Here is an 18,276-nt window from a genome sequence, read left to right on the forward strand (position 1 = left end):
ATTTATATTAAAGATTTTTTACTTTTTATTTGTTGACTGGTTCTCAGCAAAAGACCCAAGTAATGTCGCTTTTGGCAGGATAGCGGCTGCTCCTTCTCTGGATAATTCTGTTAAAATCCCGATCGCTACATTTAATAAACGATCCGGTTTTAAGTCATCTTTAACCAGGTTCCACAGGCGTTGGACATCTTCGGTATGCAATCGGTCATCTTCGGTGAGAGCAAGCACCAACTGTCGCCTTAGAAACTTGCCTTCTTCCGACATTAAGTATTGGAACCCCATCTGAGCTGTGGGCAATACATCAAAGTTGTTATCGGTACGAGCGATCGCAATCAAATTCTCTAACCGCTGCCACTGAAATTTACCATCTTTGAACAACACATTCAATAATCGTCGTCTTAATTCTGGCGATTCTCCTGTCAGCAACCGCCGCGCTATATACGGATAACCCACTTCCACAATTTTGAAATCGGGGTTAAGGCTAAGGGCAATACCTTCTTGGGTAACTAGAGAACGAATAATCAAAGCAAACTTTGCCGGAACTCGGAAAGGATATTCGTACATCAGTTCCGAAAATTCATCGGTAATAGTTTTGAAGTTAAAATCTTTGACATTTTTGCCAATAGCGTTTCCTAACACCGCTTCTAGTGCTGGCACTATCGGGCAAATATTCGTATCTGGAGTCAGAAACCCTAATTTTACAAAGTCTTCGGCTAAGTCGGTATAGTCTTTATTCACCAAATGTACTAGTGCATCGACCAGCGTTTCTTTGGTGCTTTCTTCCAACTGATCCATCATACCGAAGTCAATATAAGCCATACGACCATCGGGTAAAGCAAATAAATTGCCAGGATGAGGGTCAGCATGGAAGAAGCCATATTCTAAAAGCTGTTGCAATCCTGATGTAACGCCAATTTGGATAATCGCTTCTGGGTCTACACCTGCTTCGCGGATGCGTTGAGTATCCGTCAGCTTGAAGCCATCAATCCATTCCAGGGTTAAAACGTGGGTATTGGTGTAACGCCAGTAAATACCTGGAACTTTTACTTGTGGGTCATTGTGGAAGTTGCTAGCAAATTTTTCGGCGTTGCGGCCTTCATTAATATAGTCAATTTCTTCAAATAACTTTGTGCCAAACTCATCCACAATTAAAGTTAGGTCGTGACCGAGATTTAAAGGCAACCAAGGAGCTAGCCAACCGGCTGCCCAACGCATCAGATATAGGTCGCGTGTAATCACCGGGTGTAAGTTGGGGCGTTGCACCTTCACTGCGACTTCTTCGCCGCTAACCAGACGACCCCGGTAAACTTGACCCAAGCTAGCAGCAGCTATTGGGTTAGGTGACAGTTCGCTAAAACTTTCGTGAATTGGACGGCCTAGTTCACTTTCGATAATCTGGTAAGCGATCGCATTATCGAAAGGAGGTAACTGGTCTTGTAACTTGATTAGTTCTTCTAAGAAATCTTTGCGTATCAGGTCAGGCCTGGTGGAGAGGGCTTGACCAACTTTAATAAAAGTCGGGCCGAGGCGGGTGAGCAGTTCTCGCAACTGGATAGCTCGTTTACCCTTGTTCTGCTCAACTTTATCTTGCCACTCGTCCCACTTCAGACCGAATATAAATCCTGCAAAGGAGGAGATAATTCTCAGCACTCGCCCCCAGGCTAGCCAAGGACGGTAACTATAGTAGCGAGCGATCGCATCTGGATTATAGAGTTTTAGTTGAGCAGGTTGATACTGACCCACGCCTTTTTTTGCCTCTTCAACTGAAAAATTTACAATGATTGTTTTTCTCCTAACCCACAAGTTAGTTGCAAGTTCAGGATAGCGGTAGTCTTCTATCTAAAACAACTAGAACTCTACCCTTTGGGGATAGTGTTCGACGCGATTTTAGCATCTGTTACTGCCTAGATTTGTTTATCTTTTTCTTAATTATACTTTATAAAACTACAACTACTTATCCAACTTTTAGATGATTTTATCTTTTCTTAACTTTAATTTATATAAATATAAAGATGTATCTATATATGCAAATTGAAACTCAGTAACTGCTTACAACATAAAGATCCCCGACTTCTGTTAGAAGTCGGGGATCTTGGTACTATGTTTATTTATACCTGTGATTTAAGTGGAAAATAAAATATTTTATGTGTCCACAATAAAATTACAGTATCAACTAAAACCTTGGTAATTGTTAATAGCTTTGCCACAATTACCAATTACCTGCTTTTAATTGTCATGTAGTGCTATTTAGATTTAGCCTCCAAGTTTTCTAAACGGCTTCTCAATTCCTGATTTTGTTGTTTGAGTTGGTCGAAATCTTCACGCAGTTGACGCAGGGTTTTTTCTGAACCAATGTTCTTTTGCACCTTGGAAATTTCTTCTTCAGCAGAGCGACGTACACGCCCATCAGCTGTTTGTTCAGCTAGCGATCGCAAAATTCCCACTGCTTTAGGTGTTTCCATTTGTCCTAATGCTGCGGCTACCGAGACTTGCGTTAAAAAGAAGCTTTCTTTGGCTAGTTCTGTTAATTTTTCTAAAATCCGTTCCAAATTAGCCGGACTTTGACCGACAGAAATCTTTCCTAAAGCGCGAATTGTGGCTAAACGTAGGGGTTGTGGTACACCGAGTTTGGTGTATTCTAGCAGCAGATTTAAAGCTGCTTCCGAGGTTTTGAATTCAGCTAAACCGGCGATCGCCCCACTCCGCACGACTTCATTCCAGCCTGCTTTTTCTTCTAAAACGCCTTTCAGCAGCTTTAAAACCTTGTCTTCCTTGGGTTTTTCCTCCAAGTTTGATGAGGCGATCGCCCCGATTACACGAGAAGCTGCTGCTTCCACGTAATAACTGGGATCGCCCTTTTGCACTAACCCTCTCACAACTTTATAGCTTTCAGCAGTTTTGAATTGAGTAAGTGCTTCCACTACAGCTCGTCGCACATAAGCATTTTTATCTTTTAACCCAGGAATTAAGCCATCAAAGGCTTGATCTAAATTGATTTGGGCTAATTGTTTTGCCACTTCCACACGCACACCCCACAATGGGTCATTTTTTAGCGATGCAGACAGTGCAACGATCGCTTCTAACCCACCTTTTTTCGCCAACGCTGCTGCTGCATAACTACGCGAAATCGGGTCGGGATCGAACTCTAACTGTGCTTTTAACTCCGCGATTGGATATTCCAAAGCTACTGTTTTTAGGTAATTATTTCCAACATCAAAGCTAATAAATTGGGGTTTATTTTCTAGGGGAAAGTAGAAGCTTTGTTCGCGTTCATTCACCTGGACGGTGAAAGTTTTGAGTGCTGAGAATGAAGTGCTGAGTTTTCCGTTACTCCTGACTTCTTCCTGTTGGGTATAGCCAAAACCAATAGGTATTTTTAAATCAAACAAATCCTTACTGCCATTTTTTCCTTCATCAGCTTGGGTTTGAGTGACTGTAATTTTTGCTAAATTAGCATCTCCATCCCAAGAGTAAGCTACTTTAAAATCGGGATGGCCACCACGATAAACGTATTGGTCAAACAGAAATAAAAGATTACGTCCGGTTGCCTTTTCAATCGCCCTGAGTAAGTCTACTGTTTCTACGGTTTTGTGGGCATTATCTTGGACAAATGTTTGAATTGCCTGCCAAAACAACTCATCTCCCAATTGGGCCCGAATCATGTGATAGACACAAGATCCTTTTTCGTAGATGTGGCGATCGTAAAGTTCAATAGCTTCTCGGTAAACGTGCGTTACCATTGGACGGCGATAACGGCTGCTATCTTCACTTAAATAACGACGAGCTTCCAATAAACGATAGTAAGCTGCTTCTTCTAGACTATATTCCTGTTCTGTCCACATCACCTCAGAGTAAGAAGCCATCCCTTCTTTAATCCAAGCATGAGACCAATGCTTAATCACCACCAGATCGCCAAACCACTGGTGTGCGAGTTCGTGGACGACTAAACTTTCAGTGTTGCGGTTATCTAAGGCGGCGCGTTCATCCAGCAAACATCTGTCTGTTAACAGTGTTGTGGAGGTATTTTCCATACCGCCAAAAATGAAGTCATCGACGCAAACTTGAGCGTATTTCGGAAAAGGATATGGATAACCATACTTTTGGCTCAAAAATCCGATCATTCGGGGAGTTTTTTCCATGCTGCGTTTAGCATCTTCCTCCCGTCCCTTTTCTACATAGTAGGTGACAGCTTTACCGTTCCACTCATCTCGAATTTCAGCAAAATCACCTACTGCTAAAGTCATCAAGTAGGTTGGATGAACTTGTTGCTGTAACCAATGATAGACTTTGTAATCACCATCTTCTGTAGTGTCAATTAATTCGCCGTTGGAAATCGCCACGAGAGGGTTGGGAACACGGACGCGAATTTCCGAAGTAGATAGTTGTCCTGGATAGTCAAAGCAGGGGAACCAAAAGCGAGAGTCTTCGTCTTCACCTTGAGTCCAAACTTGAGTAGGCTTGTTTGGGTAGTGCTTATCCGGTTGAATAAAATAAATACCGCGTTGCGGTTTTGTCACCGAGTAGGCGATCGCAATCAGCAAGCGTTGACCAATCTGGGTTGCCTGAGAAAGTTGAATAGAAAGCTGTTCCCCGTCATAGTCAAAATTTTGTGGCACTTTGTCCACCTGCACAGACTCGATATTTAGGTTGACAGCATCCAAAGTCAAACGATCAATACCATTACGGATTGGCAAGAGGCGAATGCTACAACTGCCCTGATAACTTTGCTTGGGAATATCCAAGCTGAGATCGAGAAAAATATGCTCTACCTGTCCGGGGCGATCGGGGTTGTAGTGTGGTCTTGCTCCCGGTAACTCAAAAGGTTTGTGTCCGTTATTATCTGTATCAAAATAAGACTGCGACATTGATGCTTACTGACCTTGTAATCCTGAAAAGTCTGGCTTGGTTGGATGTAGTTAAGTAAAATAGCGGTATCTGATGTATTTCCCAAATGAATAGGGCATTATGGAGGTGACTTCTCACCTTTGGGATTGGGAGATTGAAATTAATCTCACCCGAACTTCCAAGATCGGCTACCGATCCTGGGATTTTTTCCATATCCCTGCCGCATTTACTTTTGCTGATGTTCTGCACTTTTTTGGTATTGAGTCAAGAGTCTCTTGCACCTCGATAGATTCTCATTAAGTACAAATACTCCTAATTATTTTTATAACTTTAGGATAGCTTGCTGCTGAACACGCTATTTTGTTTAAAATGAACAGCATATCATTTGCAGATTCGCTCCTCATCTAGTTGAAGTATTTTTGAGAGTAATTTTAGACCGCTAATTTGTAGGATTACTAATTTTATCAGTAAATACCAACTGGAGTTGAAACTAAATGCAGGATACCAGTTGTGTAAGAGTACAATAACCAATTTCTGTCTCCGTAAAAACTCCCAATATTGGCGAGTGCCCGTAAAAGTCGCTCAGAGAGAACGCTTGTAGATTGACGTTGCGCTTCCTAAATCCTCTTAACCTCTTTAACAAATCGGCGTAGGCGTAGCCCGTCGCAGACATCGCTAGCTTGTTTGCTGTATAGATGAACTAGGAAATCTAAGTGCTATGGCAATCTGAAATCATTCGTAAACAATGAGATTCTCAACTTCATAAGAGTTGTCGGGAATCTTACCCTTGCAATTTTTACAAATCAGATAGGATTGCTATGTATTTAATTTGCAAAAACCCATTTGTAGTAAAAAATCACTTTTAAGTTGGGTGTTTGCTGATTGAGACATCACGTTTAACTGAGAATCTTTATGATTAATATCCGATTAATAATGGATGTCAAAAGCAATAATTTTCTGCAAATAGGAGGTAGATGTGCAGCTTGTCAATGAGCGTGCTGCTGAATCCTTTTGTCATGGGTTAGTCTAGCGATGGATTAGCGGAAATTATTATAAATCCGAAAACTCTACAGTGACACTTGTATAAATCTCGGTGACAATCTGAGCAAAAGAGGATAACAAAATGCCTGAAAGTAAATCAAAATTTCTCATTCCTGCTGTTGGTGCTGCCGTCGTTGTAGTAGGAAGTATAGCGGCTTACACGTACTTTAAAGGCTCACCAGGAGGTACATCAGACGCTTTAGGTAGTGCTAAAGTAGTACCTTCAACAGCACTGATGGCAACTTATATTACTACTGACTCTGAAGCCTGGGCAAAATTACAGCAGTTTGGCACTCCAGAAGCACAAAAGTTAGTGGCAAAAGGTCTGGAAGATTTCAATAAGCAAATTTTCAGTGACAGTAACGTTTCTTATGAAAAAGACATAAAACCTTGGGCTGGTAGTGTGCTGATTGCTGTACTGCCACCAAATCCCGTCAAACCGGCACAGTTAAACGTGCCCTCTGGGGCACCTAATGTACCAACAAATTTACAGCAGGAATCAAATATCCTGATAGTGGTGGGAATCAAGGACAAACTCAGCGCCTTGAATTTTGCTAACAAATTGAAGTCACAAAAAGGGGTGAAATTACAGGAATCTGACTATCAAGGTCAAAAAATTGTCGAAACTACACAAAATGGCAAGCCGACGTATAGCGTAGTTTTAAATGATAGTCAGTTAGTATTAGCCCCCGAAAAGCAAGCTGTTGAAAAAGCAATTGATACGTTTAAGGGACAGTCTTCTTTTGCCAGTAAAGAAGGTGCTAGCAGCATTCTTAAAGGAGTGGATGTTAAAAACAGCCTCGCCCAAATTTATGTACCAAACTATGCCGAGATGATACAGCAATTAACCGCTGGGAATCCGCAGGCAAAGCAGTTACCGCCACAAACCCTGACGCAATTGAAGCAGATAAAATCTGTGGTAGCAGGTGTTGGTGTTGATGATGCGGGAGTGCGGGTAAAAGCGATCGCTAATTTAGATCCGCAATTAAATAAATTTCAATATCAATCAAGTCCTGGGAATATAGTCGGGCAATTTCCTGCCGATACCTTTGCTCTGATTAGCGGAAATGGCATCAGCCGTGGTTGGGAAGTGCTGGTAGAGCAGTCAAAAGATTATCCAGAAATGAAGCAAGCTCTAGAACAAGCGCGAGGACAACTGAAATTCGCCAATCTAGACCTAGATAAGGATATTTTTGGCTGGATGAATGGGGAATTTGCCTTTGGTGCGATTCCATCAAATCAAGGAGTATTAGCTAATGTTGGTTTTGGAGGTGCTTTAGTATTTGATACTAGCGATCGCAAAACTGCCGAAGCCACCTTGACAAAATTGGATACCCTTGCCAAAACGCAACAAATCAACGTCGCCAATAGAAATATCGGTGGTAAAAACGTAACTGAATGGCAAATTCCCCGACAAGGAGCTTTGTTAGCACATGGTTGGCTAGATCAAGATACTGTATTTGTAGCTCTTGGTGGCCCAATTGCTGATGCAGTTAGCGATCGCAAAAATCCATCTCTCGACACTAGCGACGCTTTCAAAGCCGTGACTGGTTCTTTGCAAAAGCCCAACGGCGGCTATTTCTACCTAGATATGGATAAAACTAAAACTGTGCCCCTGATCAATAGTTTTGTATCATCTAACGCCGATACTATCACTATCCTAAATTCCATCCGTGGTCTTGGTTTTACTGCTATTAGCCCCGATAAATCCACTAGTGAATTAGAGGTGTTGTTAGCTCTCAAGCCTACTGCAAAGTAGGGCATTGGGCATGGAGTATGGAGTATGGGGTATGGGGATTGAATATTTCTCCCTCACTTCCTCATCTCCCACCCTACGGGAAGTTAAACCTACATCTCCCTCAGCCTTTTTCTTCTCTACGAGATGCTGCGCGTAGCTTGCTTCCCTGTAAGGGTACAATTATTGAATTTTGAATTTTGAATTGATTTCTCTCTCATCTCCCCTCTCTACTCACAAAACTTGATTATTCCGAGATTCCAAGTTTTGGTTCAGCCTATCCAACGCGCCAGTCAATCTTTCTTGAGCTACAAGGTTAGGATCTGGTAAGGATTCATCGGCGACTTCTTCTTGTCTCTTGAATTTTTGTAAGGCTCGAATTGCCACAAATAAAACTAAGGCAATGATTACAAAGTCAACTATTGCGCCAAGAAAGTGACCAATCTTGATTCCCGGGCCAATGGCGATTGTTCTCCAGTCTTTGCCAGCAAAACTAACCAAGGGATTAATCAATGGCATGATTACATCTTCAACAAAGGAAGTGACAATCTTGCCAAAAGCACCACCAACGATCACAGCGATCGCCAAGTCAACTACATTGCCTTTAAGGGCAAATTCTTGAAAATCTTTTAAAAAGCCACTTGCTCTTCTTCTTGCTCTGGCCATATTTGACTCCAATAAGCGAACTTACTGTACTTTTCTTTATAAATTGCACTCAGTTTTTTGCCATTCTTGTTGAGACAAATGTTGCTAAGTATCAAAATTTTACCAGTCTTGAATAAAATTCTCTGATAAATATAAAATGTAAACCAGCATCATTTAAAACTTCTCAGAAGTTTGCTGCTCTGCAAATGTCAACTTTCTATAATATTTGTTGCATGGGGCAAGCCAAAGGAGGCGGACTGCCGTTATACAATTCAATTCATTTCTAGACTGCCGTCCAGCAATTATGTCATAAGTAGAAAAGGCTGTTAAATGCAAACTAATTTATGACTGCTGCTGTAAACACTAATCCTGGTTTAGCTTCCCGCTTGGTGAATGGCATACTGGCAATTCAGCCTTTAGCTAATCTAGCCAAGCATCAAGCTAGAAAAATGATGATTAAACGTGCCGAGAGAATTGGTGTGCCTTGGACGCAAGAAGTCGAAACACTAAAAGCGCGTGATTGGAAGGACGATCTCGCTCAAGTACAAAATCCTCAGCTTTCCTACCCCGATTACTACGTCACCTCATTCCATGCCTACGAAACCGGAAATCTCAGTTGGCAAGCGGCTTTTGAGGTAGAACCTGCTGCTTACGCTGTCCACGCTAAGATTTGGCAAAGCACTGAAGAAGCGCAAGGCGATCCGATGCTCCGCCAAAGTTACCACAATATCCTGAAAAGTCAAATCCCCAATGAGCCGCAAGACATCTTAGATGTAGGGTGTAGTGTTGGCTTGAGTAGTTTTGCCCTACAAGAAATTTATCCTCATGCCAAAATTACAGGCTTAGACTTATCTCCCTACTTTTTAGCTGTTGCCAATTACCGCGCTGGGCAACGTCAAGCTAAAATTAACTGGCTTCATGCCCAAGCTGAATCTACCGGGCTACCTGATGCCTCGTTTGATTTAGTATCCATTTTCCTGATGTGCCACGAATTACCCCAATCAGCAACCCGACAGATTTTAGCTGAAATGCGGCGCGTGTTGCGTCCGGGTGGCTACTTGGCAATCATGGATATGAATCCCAAATCTGAAGTTTACAAGAAAATGCCAGCCTATATTTTGACTTTGCTCAAAAGTACTGAACCGTATTTAGATGAATATTTTGCTTTAGACATTGAGCAGGCTATTGTTGAGACGGGTTTCAAAACTCCCACGATCGCTAACAACACCCACCGTCACCGTACAGTAATTGCTCAGGTGAGTGGTTGATTTATCTCTACTGTTGTGGGCAGCAATACCACCCTTACTGCTGCTTGGCTACTATTACTGTCGGATGCCATTTGCCCCACCTCTGTTAAAGTTACTGATGTTCTTTATCGTTGGGGCAATTTCTGGTTTTTTAGCCCTTAGACTCGAATGGGATTTTGAAAATGTAGCGAACTCTTTTGTAGACTGGCATCAGATTAAGCGATCGCTTCTTGGTACAGCCTTGCGGCAGCTTGTGGAAATAGGCCCAATTGAAGAAGGCTGCAAGTTGGCTGCGGTTGTTATCCCAAGCTACTATCTGCAACGCAAGTATCGATTACTTCACTCTACAGTTTTCCTCTTCGCGCTCGCCGTTTCCCTGGGATTCACTGCTGAAGAGAACTGGATTTACTTTTTCCACGGTACAGCATCAGTTTTTGAACGTACTATCGGCACGCCAGTCCATGCTATGTTCTCTGCGCCTTGGGGATATGCATTAGGAATCTATATTTCTTCTAAAAATCGCTTAAATCGAGACAAAAAGTTTATTTTTAGGGCTTGGCTAAATTCTGTAATCTGTCATGCCTTAGTGAATGTCTTATCTAGTGCTTGGGGTTACTCATTACCCCTACATTTCCTGAGCTATGGTTTATTTCCGTTTCTGTTGTGGATGTTTTGGCGGCTGGAACAATTACTGCGAAAAGTGCAAGGTAAACCTATAATTACCCTGATTTGGGATCGTACAATCCAGCGCCGTTACTGGCAGAGGAGTTTAGTGCTATTTGCCCTCGTGCTGGGTGGAAATGCTATTTTTGGGCTGTTTCTCTTAGTCAGGAAAATTAGTCCTTTGAGTCCGTCAAAGTTTTTTGACACTTATATTTTGTGGTTTATATTTAGTCGCTTTTTACTAAATCTCTTTTTTGGAATTTTAGCGTGGAGCATTTATCGCTATTTGCGACATTCCGCACGTCGTCGGTATTTTTAAAATATGATTTAGGAAAAGGCTAGGGGGTTTCTATGCAAACAACTCCAGTGCGTTGGACGACTGCCGATCTAGAGCTATTTGCTAGCGATCGCAGAAATCGCTATGAGATTATTGATGGAGAACTATTTGTGACTAAAGCGCCTAACTGGGATCATCAGACGAGCTGCGTCAATATTGCTACAGTTCTTAAGATTTGGTCAGATGAAACTGGTTTAGGTGAAGCTGCGATCGCACCTGGAATTATTTTCTCAGATTCTGACAATGTGATCCCTGATGTGGTGTGGGCAAGTCATGAACGGTTAAAACACTTGCTAGATGAAGCTGGACATCTCACGGGCGCACCGGAGTTAGTAGTAGAGGTTTTATTACCCGGCGAAAAAAACGAGAAACGCGACAAGGAAACAAAGCTAAAGCTGTACTCGGTGCAAGGGGTTCAGGAATATTGGATTTGCGATTCTATACAGAAGAAAGTAGAGGTTTATCGACGCGAACAGGCTGTATTAAAGTTAGCAGCTACTCTATTTAGTCAAGATGAATTGACAAGTCCTTTGCTACCTGGTTTTAACTGCTTAGTAAGTAAACTTTTTTAGGTGGGCATTGGGCATTGGGCATTGGGCATTGGGCATTGGGCATTGGGCATTGGGCATTGGGATGATATGAGTTCCCTATGTCCTATGCCTAAAGTTTTAATGACCTAAACGTTTGCTAATACTGGCTGACTCGCGGCTGCGCTGACTAAATTTGATTCAGATTCAGTACAGTAGATTTCGCATGAATTATTGGGACTTTCAATCAATTTTACTTTGTAAAGTTTAGCTCCCAATTCCTGAATGGGCGATCGCAGTAAATTACTAATGTAAAGTGCGATATTTTCAGCAGTCGGCACAACTTCGGCAAAGTAGGGAATATCTTTGTTTAAAAAGGTGTGATCGAATGGCTCTACCACATAATCTTCTACCACTTTATTCAGGGCACCTAAATCAACAATCATGCCAGTCCGTGGATCAATTTCCCCTTTCACGGTAACTTCTAGATGATAATTGTGTCCGTGACCGTTGGGACGAGCGCACTTACCATAAATCTCAGTGTTTTCTTCGTTACTGAGTTTAGGATGAGCTAGCCGATGCGCGGCGCTAAAGTGAGTACTGATGGTGAGGTAGGCTTCCATTGCGTTTCCCATATAATCTGCCCAAAGTTCAGGATGTTCAAATAACTGCACGCGGACTAGAGGCAAATGAGGTGCTAGCCGTTGCCAGATAATCCGTGCAATATTCTCAGTGGTAGGCAGAGTTTGTTGAAATTCTGCCCACACATCATTGAGATAAGAGAAGTCCAATTGACTGGTAACTTCCCGTTTAATTACGTGTTTCACATCAGACAAGTTCAGCACCATGCCATATTCATCCAATTCTCCGGCTAGGGAGATAAATAAGACATAGTTATGCCCGTGTCCCGGAAATTTAGTACCAGCACCAAATTTATCAATATTTTCGGCTTCACTCAGTTCTGGCAACCAATAACGATGACTTGCTGAAAACTGGGCGCGGCGGTTAACAATACATTGCATGAGTACACTATGAGCAGAATTTAAAATTTCTTAATCTTTTTATGCTTCCAGCATAAACTAATTTCTTAGTCATTAGTCATCCACCGAAATTTACCCATACCCAATGCCCACTTGCCCTGAGCGGAGCCGAAGGAATGCCCAATAACTATGTAACAGAAGCTTGTGCTTCACAGTGCAATCTCGAAGCTATACGGAATAGTTCATAACCTGTGTGTAAATAACGCTCATCGTAGTTCAAAGGAAAATAACCTAATTCATCAAGTCCATCTGCTACTTGGTCAAGGCTGTAGTAGAGGTGAGCCGCCGTTCTTGCGAGACTGGGGGGATTTGGTAGGGAACGAAAAGTAGTTTGTGCATGCTTGAGGTCATCTCGACAGGTTTTTAAGTATTCCTGAAATTCATCTAACAACTCATCATCAAAGGGGTCGGCAGCTAATTGCTCCATTTGTTCTTCTAAAGAATAAAGAATCGTACAAAGCAAGCGATTGACTGGTTGGTAAACTTGACACAGCCATTCTTCAACTTGCTCGTCAACATCCCGTCCAGTTTTTCGTCTTGTCTGGTAATGATTTTGCGCTGATGCTGTACGCTGTTGGCGATCGCTATTTAATTTTTGGGAGTCATCTTGCAGTTCTTGGTCATAATTGCGGCGATTTTGGTTGTCGCCTAAAACTTCATAAGCTGCATTGATGCGGATAATTTGCTCGCGATCGGCTGTTTCCTGATTACTGTCAGGATGAAACAACTTAACCAAGCGGCGATAAGCTTGCTTAATCTCCGCAAGGCTTGCACTTGGACTAACTTTGAGAGTTTCGTAATGGTTAGAAACGTGCTTAGAATTGACCATTAATTCAATGTATCGTTAACTGACGCTAGTGGCTAACCTTGCCTCCAGGTCTTGGAACAACGGTGTACTCAAATACCTCTCACCAAAACTGGGCTGAATGATCACAATTAAACGTCCCTTATTTTCTTGACGTTGGGCGACGCGAATTGCTGCACATAAAGCTGCTCCACTGGAAATGCCAGATAGTAGCCCTTCTTCTTTTGCCAAACGCCGACTATAAGCGATCGCATCTTCATCGGTGACGGTAATCACTTCATCAATCAATTTTATCTTGAGTACTTGGGGAATAAACCCAGCACCAATTCCCTGGATTTTGTGGGGGCCTGGTCGTCCCCCAGATAGAACTGGGCTATTGGCTGGTTCAACTGCGATCGCCTTGGAATTAGGCTTGCGTGCTTTAATCACTTCTGCTACACCAGTGATCGTACCACCTGTACCCACTCCTGCCACAATGATATCGACTTGTCCATCGGTATCTTCCCAGATTTCAAGTGCTGTAGTTTCCCGATGCACTTTTGCATTGGCTGGATTGCGAAACTGCTGCAACATATAGGTATTTGGTGTAGTATTTACTATTTGCTGCGCTCGTTGAATTGCGCCACTCATGCCTTCCATTCCTGGTGTTAATTCCAGTTCTGCTCCATAAGCTCGCAACATTGCCCGACGCTCTCCACTCATCGTCTCTGGCATTGTCAAAATTAATCGATAACCCTTTGCTGCTGCTGACATTGCTAGGGCAATACCGGTGTTTCCAGAGGTGGGTTCTACCAATACTGTCTTCCCAGGAGTAATTAGCCCCTCCTCTTCAGCAGCGTTAATCATACTTACCCCAATCCGGTCTTTGACTGATGCCGATGGGTTCATACTTTCCAGTTTCACCACAATTTCTGCAACACATCCTTCTGTTTGCGGAATCCGGTTCAACTGCACTAGAGGGGTACGACCAACCAGTTCTGTAATGTTACGAGCTATTCGCATAAATTAGTCCTTAATTATTAATTATTTGTTATTGGTCATTAGTCATCAACAAATGACAAATGACTATTGACTAAATGTAGTACATGATATCTAATTGCCGCCTTGAATCTCGTTTTTCACAAAGATCCTGGAGCGTATATTTTTGCAAGACGGAATTTGCCGCGCGACTTGCTTCTTGCCAAATTTCTTCTATAACTGAACTGTCTATGCTTTTGGAATTAACATTTTCTTCACCAGCCCGCGCTTCTAAGCCTTCTAAACATTCCAAAATCTCAAAAAGGATGATTTTTCGGGGTTCTCGCGTTAACAGATAGCCACCTTTTGCTCCACGCTGACTTTTAACTATACCGCCACGCCTCAAGGTTGCTAGTAGCTGTTCCAGATAGCGATCGGGTATGTTTTGTTGTGCTGCAATTTGTCGAATTTGCAGCGGTTCGCCACTTTCGTAATGAGCGGCCATCTCTAATAAGGCGAGAATTGCGTATTCAGATTTACAGGATAGTTCCACAAGCAGCAATAAGTTAGGGGTAGAAATTAGGAGTTAGGAGTTACGAGTCATTTAATTTAAATTTGAGACTTTCCTACGGAACGCTACGCGTAGCTTGCTTCCCCGGAGGGGTAAGGCGTGAGCGCTCAGTCGAACGCTTTTTCCTTCAATCTCAAATCCAAAATTCAAAATCTCAAATTGGTAGAGTTAAGATACTACGCAATATGTAGTTTTATACCGCCAACTTCTACTAAAAAAGCTCGCTCAGAAAAAGCTGCTCGTGGCGTAAGTCATTTGTAGAGTGGGTGTTACTCTGGTCTATTCATATCAAACCCGCTATAACTCATAACTTCTCACTCCTAACTTTTCTATTATACTCCGGTTAACTACTGGGGTTTATCCATTATTATTACCGAAAACAAAAAACCCCGCCTAATGGCGGGGAGAATAGAGTTCAAATTTGTCAGTGGATAATCAACACTCTAGAAGGTGAAAGTAGTTCTGAGCGTACCGATAATAGCATCATCGTTATCGCTATTTTGACCAGGAGAGGTCAACCAGATTACACCAGGAGTTACAGAGATGTTATCCGACACACGATACTTGTAGAAGCCTTCAAAGTGGTAGGGTATATCATTGTTGCCACCAAAACCTGGGCGGTTAAAGGAATAGGGTTCTGCACCAGCAAAAACACCTAAAACGTTACCTTTTTTACCGAAATCAGGTAAGGCTACCCCTAAACCGTAGCTCCAAGCTTGATAATCATCACCTGCACCTACACCTGTAACGTCATGGTAAGAGACGAATCCACTAATGGACAGTTTGTCGCTAGGTCTAAACGCAGCGGACACACCGTAGGAGTTGCTGCTAGCTGGGGTTGCTGTGTTTGTTGGAAGACCTGCTGCATTACCTAAAAAGTTAGCTTGTCCAGTACCGACATCAAAACCTCCAGTATTTCCGTCTGTACCAGAGTCGAATAAAGCACCACTAGCGCTATATCCGTGGACGTAGGTAGCAGCTAAAGCCACGCGATCGCCAACACTAAAGTTCAACTGTCCTAAAGCGGCATAGTCGCCGTTGGTCAGACCTGAACTAAGAGCAGGATCGTTAGCTTGTGATGCCAAGTAACCCGCAGTGATTGAGCTATTTCCTAAAAGACCGCCACTTTTACCAAGGGGCAGATTGAGCGCTATACCAGCACCGCCACCAATCCGATAGATGGGACTTTCAGTAGCAAAGGTAGATAAAGCACCGTTACCGCCGTCAGTGTTGTCAAAAAAGTAAGGGTTATTGACAGCAGCATAATGGCTATGGCGTCCGCCACTAGCTGCCAGGTAAACTTGGGCTGGACCTACGGGAGCTTCATAAGTCAAGCGGTCTATCCTCACAGCATTGTTACCACTGCTACCAATTTCAAACGTTTGTGTACCTTCGGCAGTACCGATCGGATTATTAGCGTTATCAAATTGTGTGAAGGCTGTTGCATTACCTGCTGCAAGACGGGTATGTAAAACGTCTTTACCGGTGAAGCTGGTTTGCAAGTCTAAACGTACCCGATCTTGGAAGACAGTATTGTTGTTATCGCCAGTGTTACCCCCAAACACATCAGTAACAGCAAAAATGGCTTCACCGACTAGTTTTGTGGTGGTAGAGAACTGATTCGCTTCCAATTCAGCAGTCCGCGCTTCTAGAGAATCTACGCGACCGCGTAGGGTTGCCAATTCTGCGGAAAATTCTTCTTGCAAGCGTTGTAAGGTGGCTAAATCTTGTTTAGTTACCAAGTCAGCTGTTGCTGTGGCAATCAATTCGTTAACCCGATCCAAACAGGCATTTAAACCAGCGGCAAATTCATAACGGGTCAAAGCACGATTACCACGATAAGTGGCATTCGGATAACCTGCAATACAACCATAGCGCTCAACCAAGGACTGCAATGCTTGGAATGCCCAGTCAGTAGGTTGTACATCGGAAAATTGAGAAACCGATGTTACTTGAGACTGAGAATTACCTTGGTTGCCTTCGTTGCTGTAGCGATTAACTTGATCTATGGTTGTTTGAGCCAATATTTCTGGCTGTTGGGCAACTTCGCTTACACCTAGTTGTTTGGCTGCTGATACTTGTGTGGTTGGGTTTGGGGCCGCCATTGCTGTTGCCGAAACTAACAATGTTGCTCCCAAAACTGCTGGGCTAACCACTAAGGATTTCCATAATAGATTAGACATTTTTCCTTTACTCCTCACACCTTGTTTAGATAATTGGTTTCGTTACACCTAATTTTCGAAAATGCGACATCTCATTGAAACCTATGGATGAGGCATAGTTGTCACTACTACAATTCTAGTTTTTGCAAAGCTAATAAACGATTAACTTTGGGTTAAAAACTGATGTGATTAACTTATGCAAAAACATATCTTTATATCATAACATTATAAAACATCCGATCTAGATGGCAATATTGGAGCGATCGCCTTAATAACTGTCACACATACTTATCTAAATATCTAAGCAAGGAGTAGGGTTTGGGTCATGCGCTCTCTACGCAGGCTAAATTGCTGAAAGCTTTAGACACTTAGCAGTTTGCCATCAAAAATCACTTCTTCCACTTACCTCTGGGATAAATTTCATGCCAGTTAGAACACACTAGCTCGGCTATATAAACCCTATATCGCAGTGACTTTCTGTAGTCTGGCGCAAGATGTTAGAAGAAATCAGTTAGTTGATCTGGGAAATCACCCGTGCTACATCAAAGTCTGGCTGCGTCAATCCGCCTGCATCATCTGTTGTAAGTGTAATCTTCACTTTATTGTAGGAAATTTCTATATTTGGATGATGTCCCGCTGATTCAGCCGGCTCAACCAGCTTATTGACAAACTCAATTGCTTCAATAAAATCTTTAAATGTGCGGGTAATTTGCAACTTGGAGTCTTTAACAGTCCAATCTGACAGAACCTTTGCCTGTTCTTGAATTTCCGCTTCGGTGAGTAGTTGTGGCATATCAAGAAATTCCTACTTATATATTTGTTACAACATTTTGCATCTGACAAAGGCAAACTGCTTTTATTCTCCACACAGAAAGTATGAGAGGAGAAATTCAGCCACAATGCGTGTGTCTAGATTTAAATCAGACTTGGTAGATAGACGCTATTTCTCACATTTGGTCATATATTCCAAGGTTGAACGCAAGATATTTATGCTTTTTAAGAAAACTTAAATACGTTGGCTTTGTTCATAGCAGCCATCGCTATCTATTTTTTAAAAGTAACTATTGATAAAACAAAAATCACCTATAAAAAACTATCCGCCCTGATTTAGATTGGACGATCTAAGTCAGAGCGGTCTAGCGGGTCTTCAGGTTGCAACCAGACTGCCGGAAGGAACTCCGAGCTTGCCTAGCTACTTGAGCTAACTTAGTATCTCAAAGATAACTAAGGCTAACTTTTAGAGAACAGCCCCGGCGCGCAGCCGGCTAACTGCAACCTGATGACCCATGCATTTACTACTTTCTATCATGGGCATCACCTCCTTATTGCCTAAGCGGTCTTAGTTTTAAAAGGGCAGAGTATTTACTCTGGGTTCTTAACCTTCATCTAACATAACACATAAATTTAGAGATATTAACCAATATATAAAAAATCTCCCACCTTTTTGATGGGAGATTACTGGAGAATAGTGAAAATTGACACTTTATTGGCTGATTACAAGAAGATTATTTTATCTGGGTGTGTCAATTTTTGCCAACCACAATCCTAATTTAGGTCATGGTCAAATTTGAATTCTTAGAGAGCGTTACCGCGAGGTAGAACTTCTTCAGGGAATACAAATTGTTCGTGGGGTTGATCTTGAGGAGCCATCCAAGCGCGGATACCCTCGTTCAGCAAAATGTTTTTGGTATAGAAGGTTTC

General features: G+C 42.4%; 13 protein-coding genes and 1 pseudogene. 4 read left to right on the plus strand and 10 right to left on the minus strand.

The genetic code is table 11. From position 1 onward, the window contains the following. Positions 1-18: 18 nt before the first annotated feature. Entirely contained in the window at positions 19-1,743 is a 1,725-nt protein-coding gene (locus tag V7K53_RS27390) for an ABC1 kinase family protein (protein WP_335200647.1), read from the minus strand. A gap of 500 nt (positions 1,744-2,243) precedes the next feature. Further along, a complete protein-coding gene (locus V7K53_RS27395) occupies positions 2,244-4,865 on the minus strand; it encodes a M1 family metallopeptidase (RefSeq protein WP_335200648.1) in 2,622 nt (873 codons plus the stop codon). 1,103 nt (positions 4,866-5,968) lie between these two features. Between V7K53_RS27395 and V7K53_RS27400 the strand changes: the two genes are divergently transcribed. Continuing rightward, complete coding sequence (locus V7K53_RS27400; RefSeq protein WP_335200649.1) at positions 5,969-7,645, plus strand: DUF3352 domain-containing protein; 1,677 nt, start codon at positions 5,969-5,971, stop codon at positions 7,643-7,645. Between the two features lie 210 nt (positions 7,646-7,855). Here the strand turns inward: V7K53_RS27400 and mscL are convergent, their stop codons facing one another. Next, a complete protein-coding gene (mscL, locus tag V7K53_RS27405) occupies positions 7,856-8,287 on the minus strand; it encodes a large conductance mechanosensitive channel protein MscL (protein ID WP_335200650.1) in 432 nt (143 codons plus the stop codon). Positions 8,288-8,610: 323 nt separating this feature from the next. On the opposite strand from mscL, the gene V7K53_RS27410 reads away from it, so the two are divergent. Genes V7K53_RS27410 through V7K53_RS27420 form a run of 3 tightly spaced genes read left to right on the plus strand, consistent with a single transcriptional unit; the run spans position 8,611 to position 11,085 of the window. After that, the gene (locus V7K53_RS27410; protein WP_335200651.1) at positions 8,611-9,534 is read left to right on the plus strand and encodes a class I SAM-dependent methyltransferase; all 924 of its coding nucleotides are present in this window, start codon (positions 8,611-8,613) and stop codon (positions 9,532-9,534) included. Beyond that, positions 9,527-10,495 carry a PrsW family intramembrane metalloprotease gene (locus V7K53_RS27415; protein WP_335200652.1) on the plus strand — a complete coding sequence of 323 codons (969 nt, stop codon included), beginning with the start codon at positions 9,527-9,529 and terminating at the stop codon, positions 10,493-10,495. Before V7K53_RS27410 ends, V7K53_RS27415 begins: the two co-directional genes overlap by 8 nt. Positions 10,496-10,527: 32 nt before the next feature. Then, a complete protein-coding gene (locus tag V7K53_RS27420; protein ID WP_335200653.1) occupies positions 10,528-11,085 on the plus strand; it encodes a Uma2 family endonuclease in 558 nt (185 codons plus the stop codon). Between the two features lie 104 nt (positions 11,086-11,189). Here the strand turns inward: V7K53_RS27420 and V7K53_RS27425 are convergent, their stop codons facing one another. From V7K53_RS27425 to V7K53_RS27455, 7 genes and pseudogenes are all read right to left on the minus strand, one after another. Next, positions 11,190-12,062 carry a 6-carboxytetrahydropterin synthase gene (locus tag V7K53_RS27425; RefSeq protein ID WP_335200654.1) on the minus strand — a complete coding sequence of 291 codons (873 nt, stop codon included), beginning with the start codon at positions 12,060-12,062 and terminating at the stop codon, positions 11,190-11,192. Between the two features lie 145 nt (positions 12,063-12,207). Further along, complete coding sequence (locus V7K53_RS27430; protein ID WP_335200655.1) at positions 12,208-12,909, minus strand: J domain-containing protein; 702 nt, start codon at positions 12,907-12,909, stop codon at positions 12,208-12,210. Positions 12,910-12,924: 15 nt separating this feature from the next. After that, positions 12,925-13,887 carry a cysteine synthase A gene (gene cysK, locus V7K53_RS27435; RefSeq protein ID WP_335200656.1) on the minus strand — a complete coding sequence of 321 codons (963 nt, stop codon included), beginning with the start codon at positions 13,885-13,887 and terminating at the stop codon, positions 12,925-12,927. A 70-nt stretch (positions 13,888-13,957) separates the two neighbouring features. After that, positions 13,958-14,395 (minus strand): RrF2 family transcriptional regulator, encoded by a 438-nt coding sequence (locus V7K53_RS27440; protein ID WP_335200657.1) that lies wholly within the window; start codon positions 14,393-14,395, stop codon positions 13,958-13,960. 461 nt (positions 14,396-14,856) lie between these two features. Next, a complete protein-coding gene (locus tag V7K53_RS27445; RefSeq protein ID WP_335200658.1) occupies positions 14,857-16,596 on the minus strand; it encodes an iron uptake porin in 1,740 nt (579 codons plus the stop codon). Positions 16,597-17,086: 490 nt separating this feature from the next. Further along, positions 17,087-17,368, minus strand: coding sequence for a 4a-hydroxytetrahydrobiopterin dehydratase (locus V7K53_RS27450; RefSeq protein ID WP_335200659.1), 282 nt, complete (start codon positions 17,366-17,368; stop codon positions 17,087-17,089). 782 nt (positions 17,369-18,150) lie between these two features. Then, positions 18,151-18,276 (minus strand): annotated as a pseudogene (locus V7K53_RS27455) (photosystem II D2 protein (photosystem q(a) protein)); the annotation flags it as partial.

The organism is Nostoc sp. (assembly GCF_036917355.1).
GTDB lineage: Bacteria > Cyanobacteriota > Cyanobacteriia > Cyanobacteriales > Nostocaceae > Nostoc.

Coding starts and splice junctions, on each gene's coding strand:
- V7K53_RS27400 (WP_335200649.1), top strand. CDS start 5,969: ATGCCTGAAAGTAAATCAAAATTTCTCATTCCTGCTGTTGGTGCTGCC.
- mscL (WP_335200650.1), bottom strand. CDS start 8,287: ATGGCCAGAGCAAGAAGAAGAGCAAGTGGCTTTTTAAAAGATTTTCAA.
- V7K53_RS27425 (WP_335200654.1), bottom strand. CDS start 12,062: ATGCAATGTATTGTTAACCGCCGCGCCCAGTTTTCAGCAAGTCATCGT.
- V7K53_RS27445 (WP_335200658.1), bottom strand. CDS start 16,596: ATGTCTAATCTATTATGGAAATCCTTAGTGGTTAGCCCAGCAGTTTTG.
- V7K53_RS27410 (WP_335200651.1), top strand. CDS start 8,611: ATGACTGCTGCTGTAAACACTAATCCTGGTTTAGCTTCCCGCTTGGTG.
- V7K53_RS27430 (WP_335200655.1), bottom strand. CDS start 12,909: ATGGTCAATTCTAAGCACGTTTCTAACCATTACGAAACTCTCAAAGTT.
- V7K53_RS27450 (WP_335200659.1), bottom strand. CDS start 17,368: ATGCCACAACTACTCACCGAAGCGGAAATTCAAGAACAGGCAAAGGTT.
- cysK (WP_335200656.1), bottom strand. CDS start 13,887: ATGCGAATAGCTCGTAACATTACAGAACTGGTTGGTCGTACCCCTCTA.
- V7K53_RS27420 (WP_335200653.1), top strand. CDS start 10,528: ATGCAAACAACTCCAGTGCGTTGGACGACTGCCGATCTAGAGCTATTT.
- V7K53_RS27395 (WP_335200648.1), bottom strand. CDS start 4,865: ATGTCGCAGTCTTATTTTGATACAGATAATAACGGACACAAACCTTTT.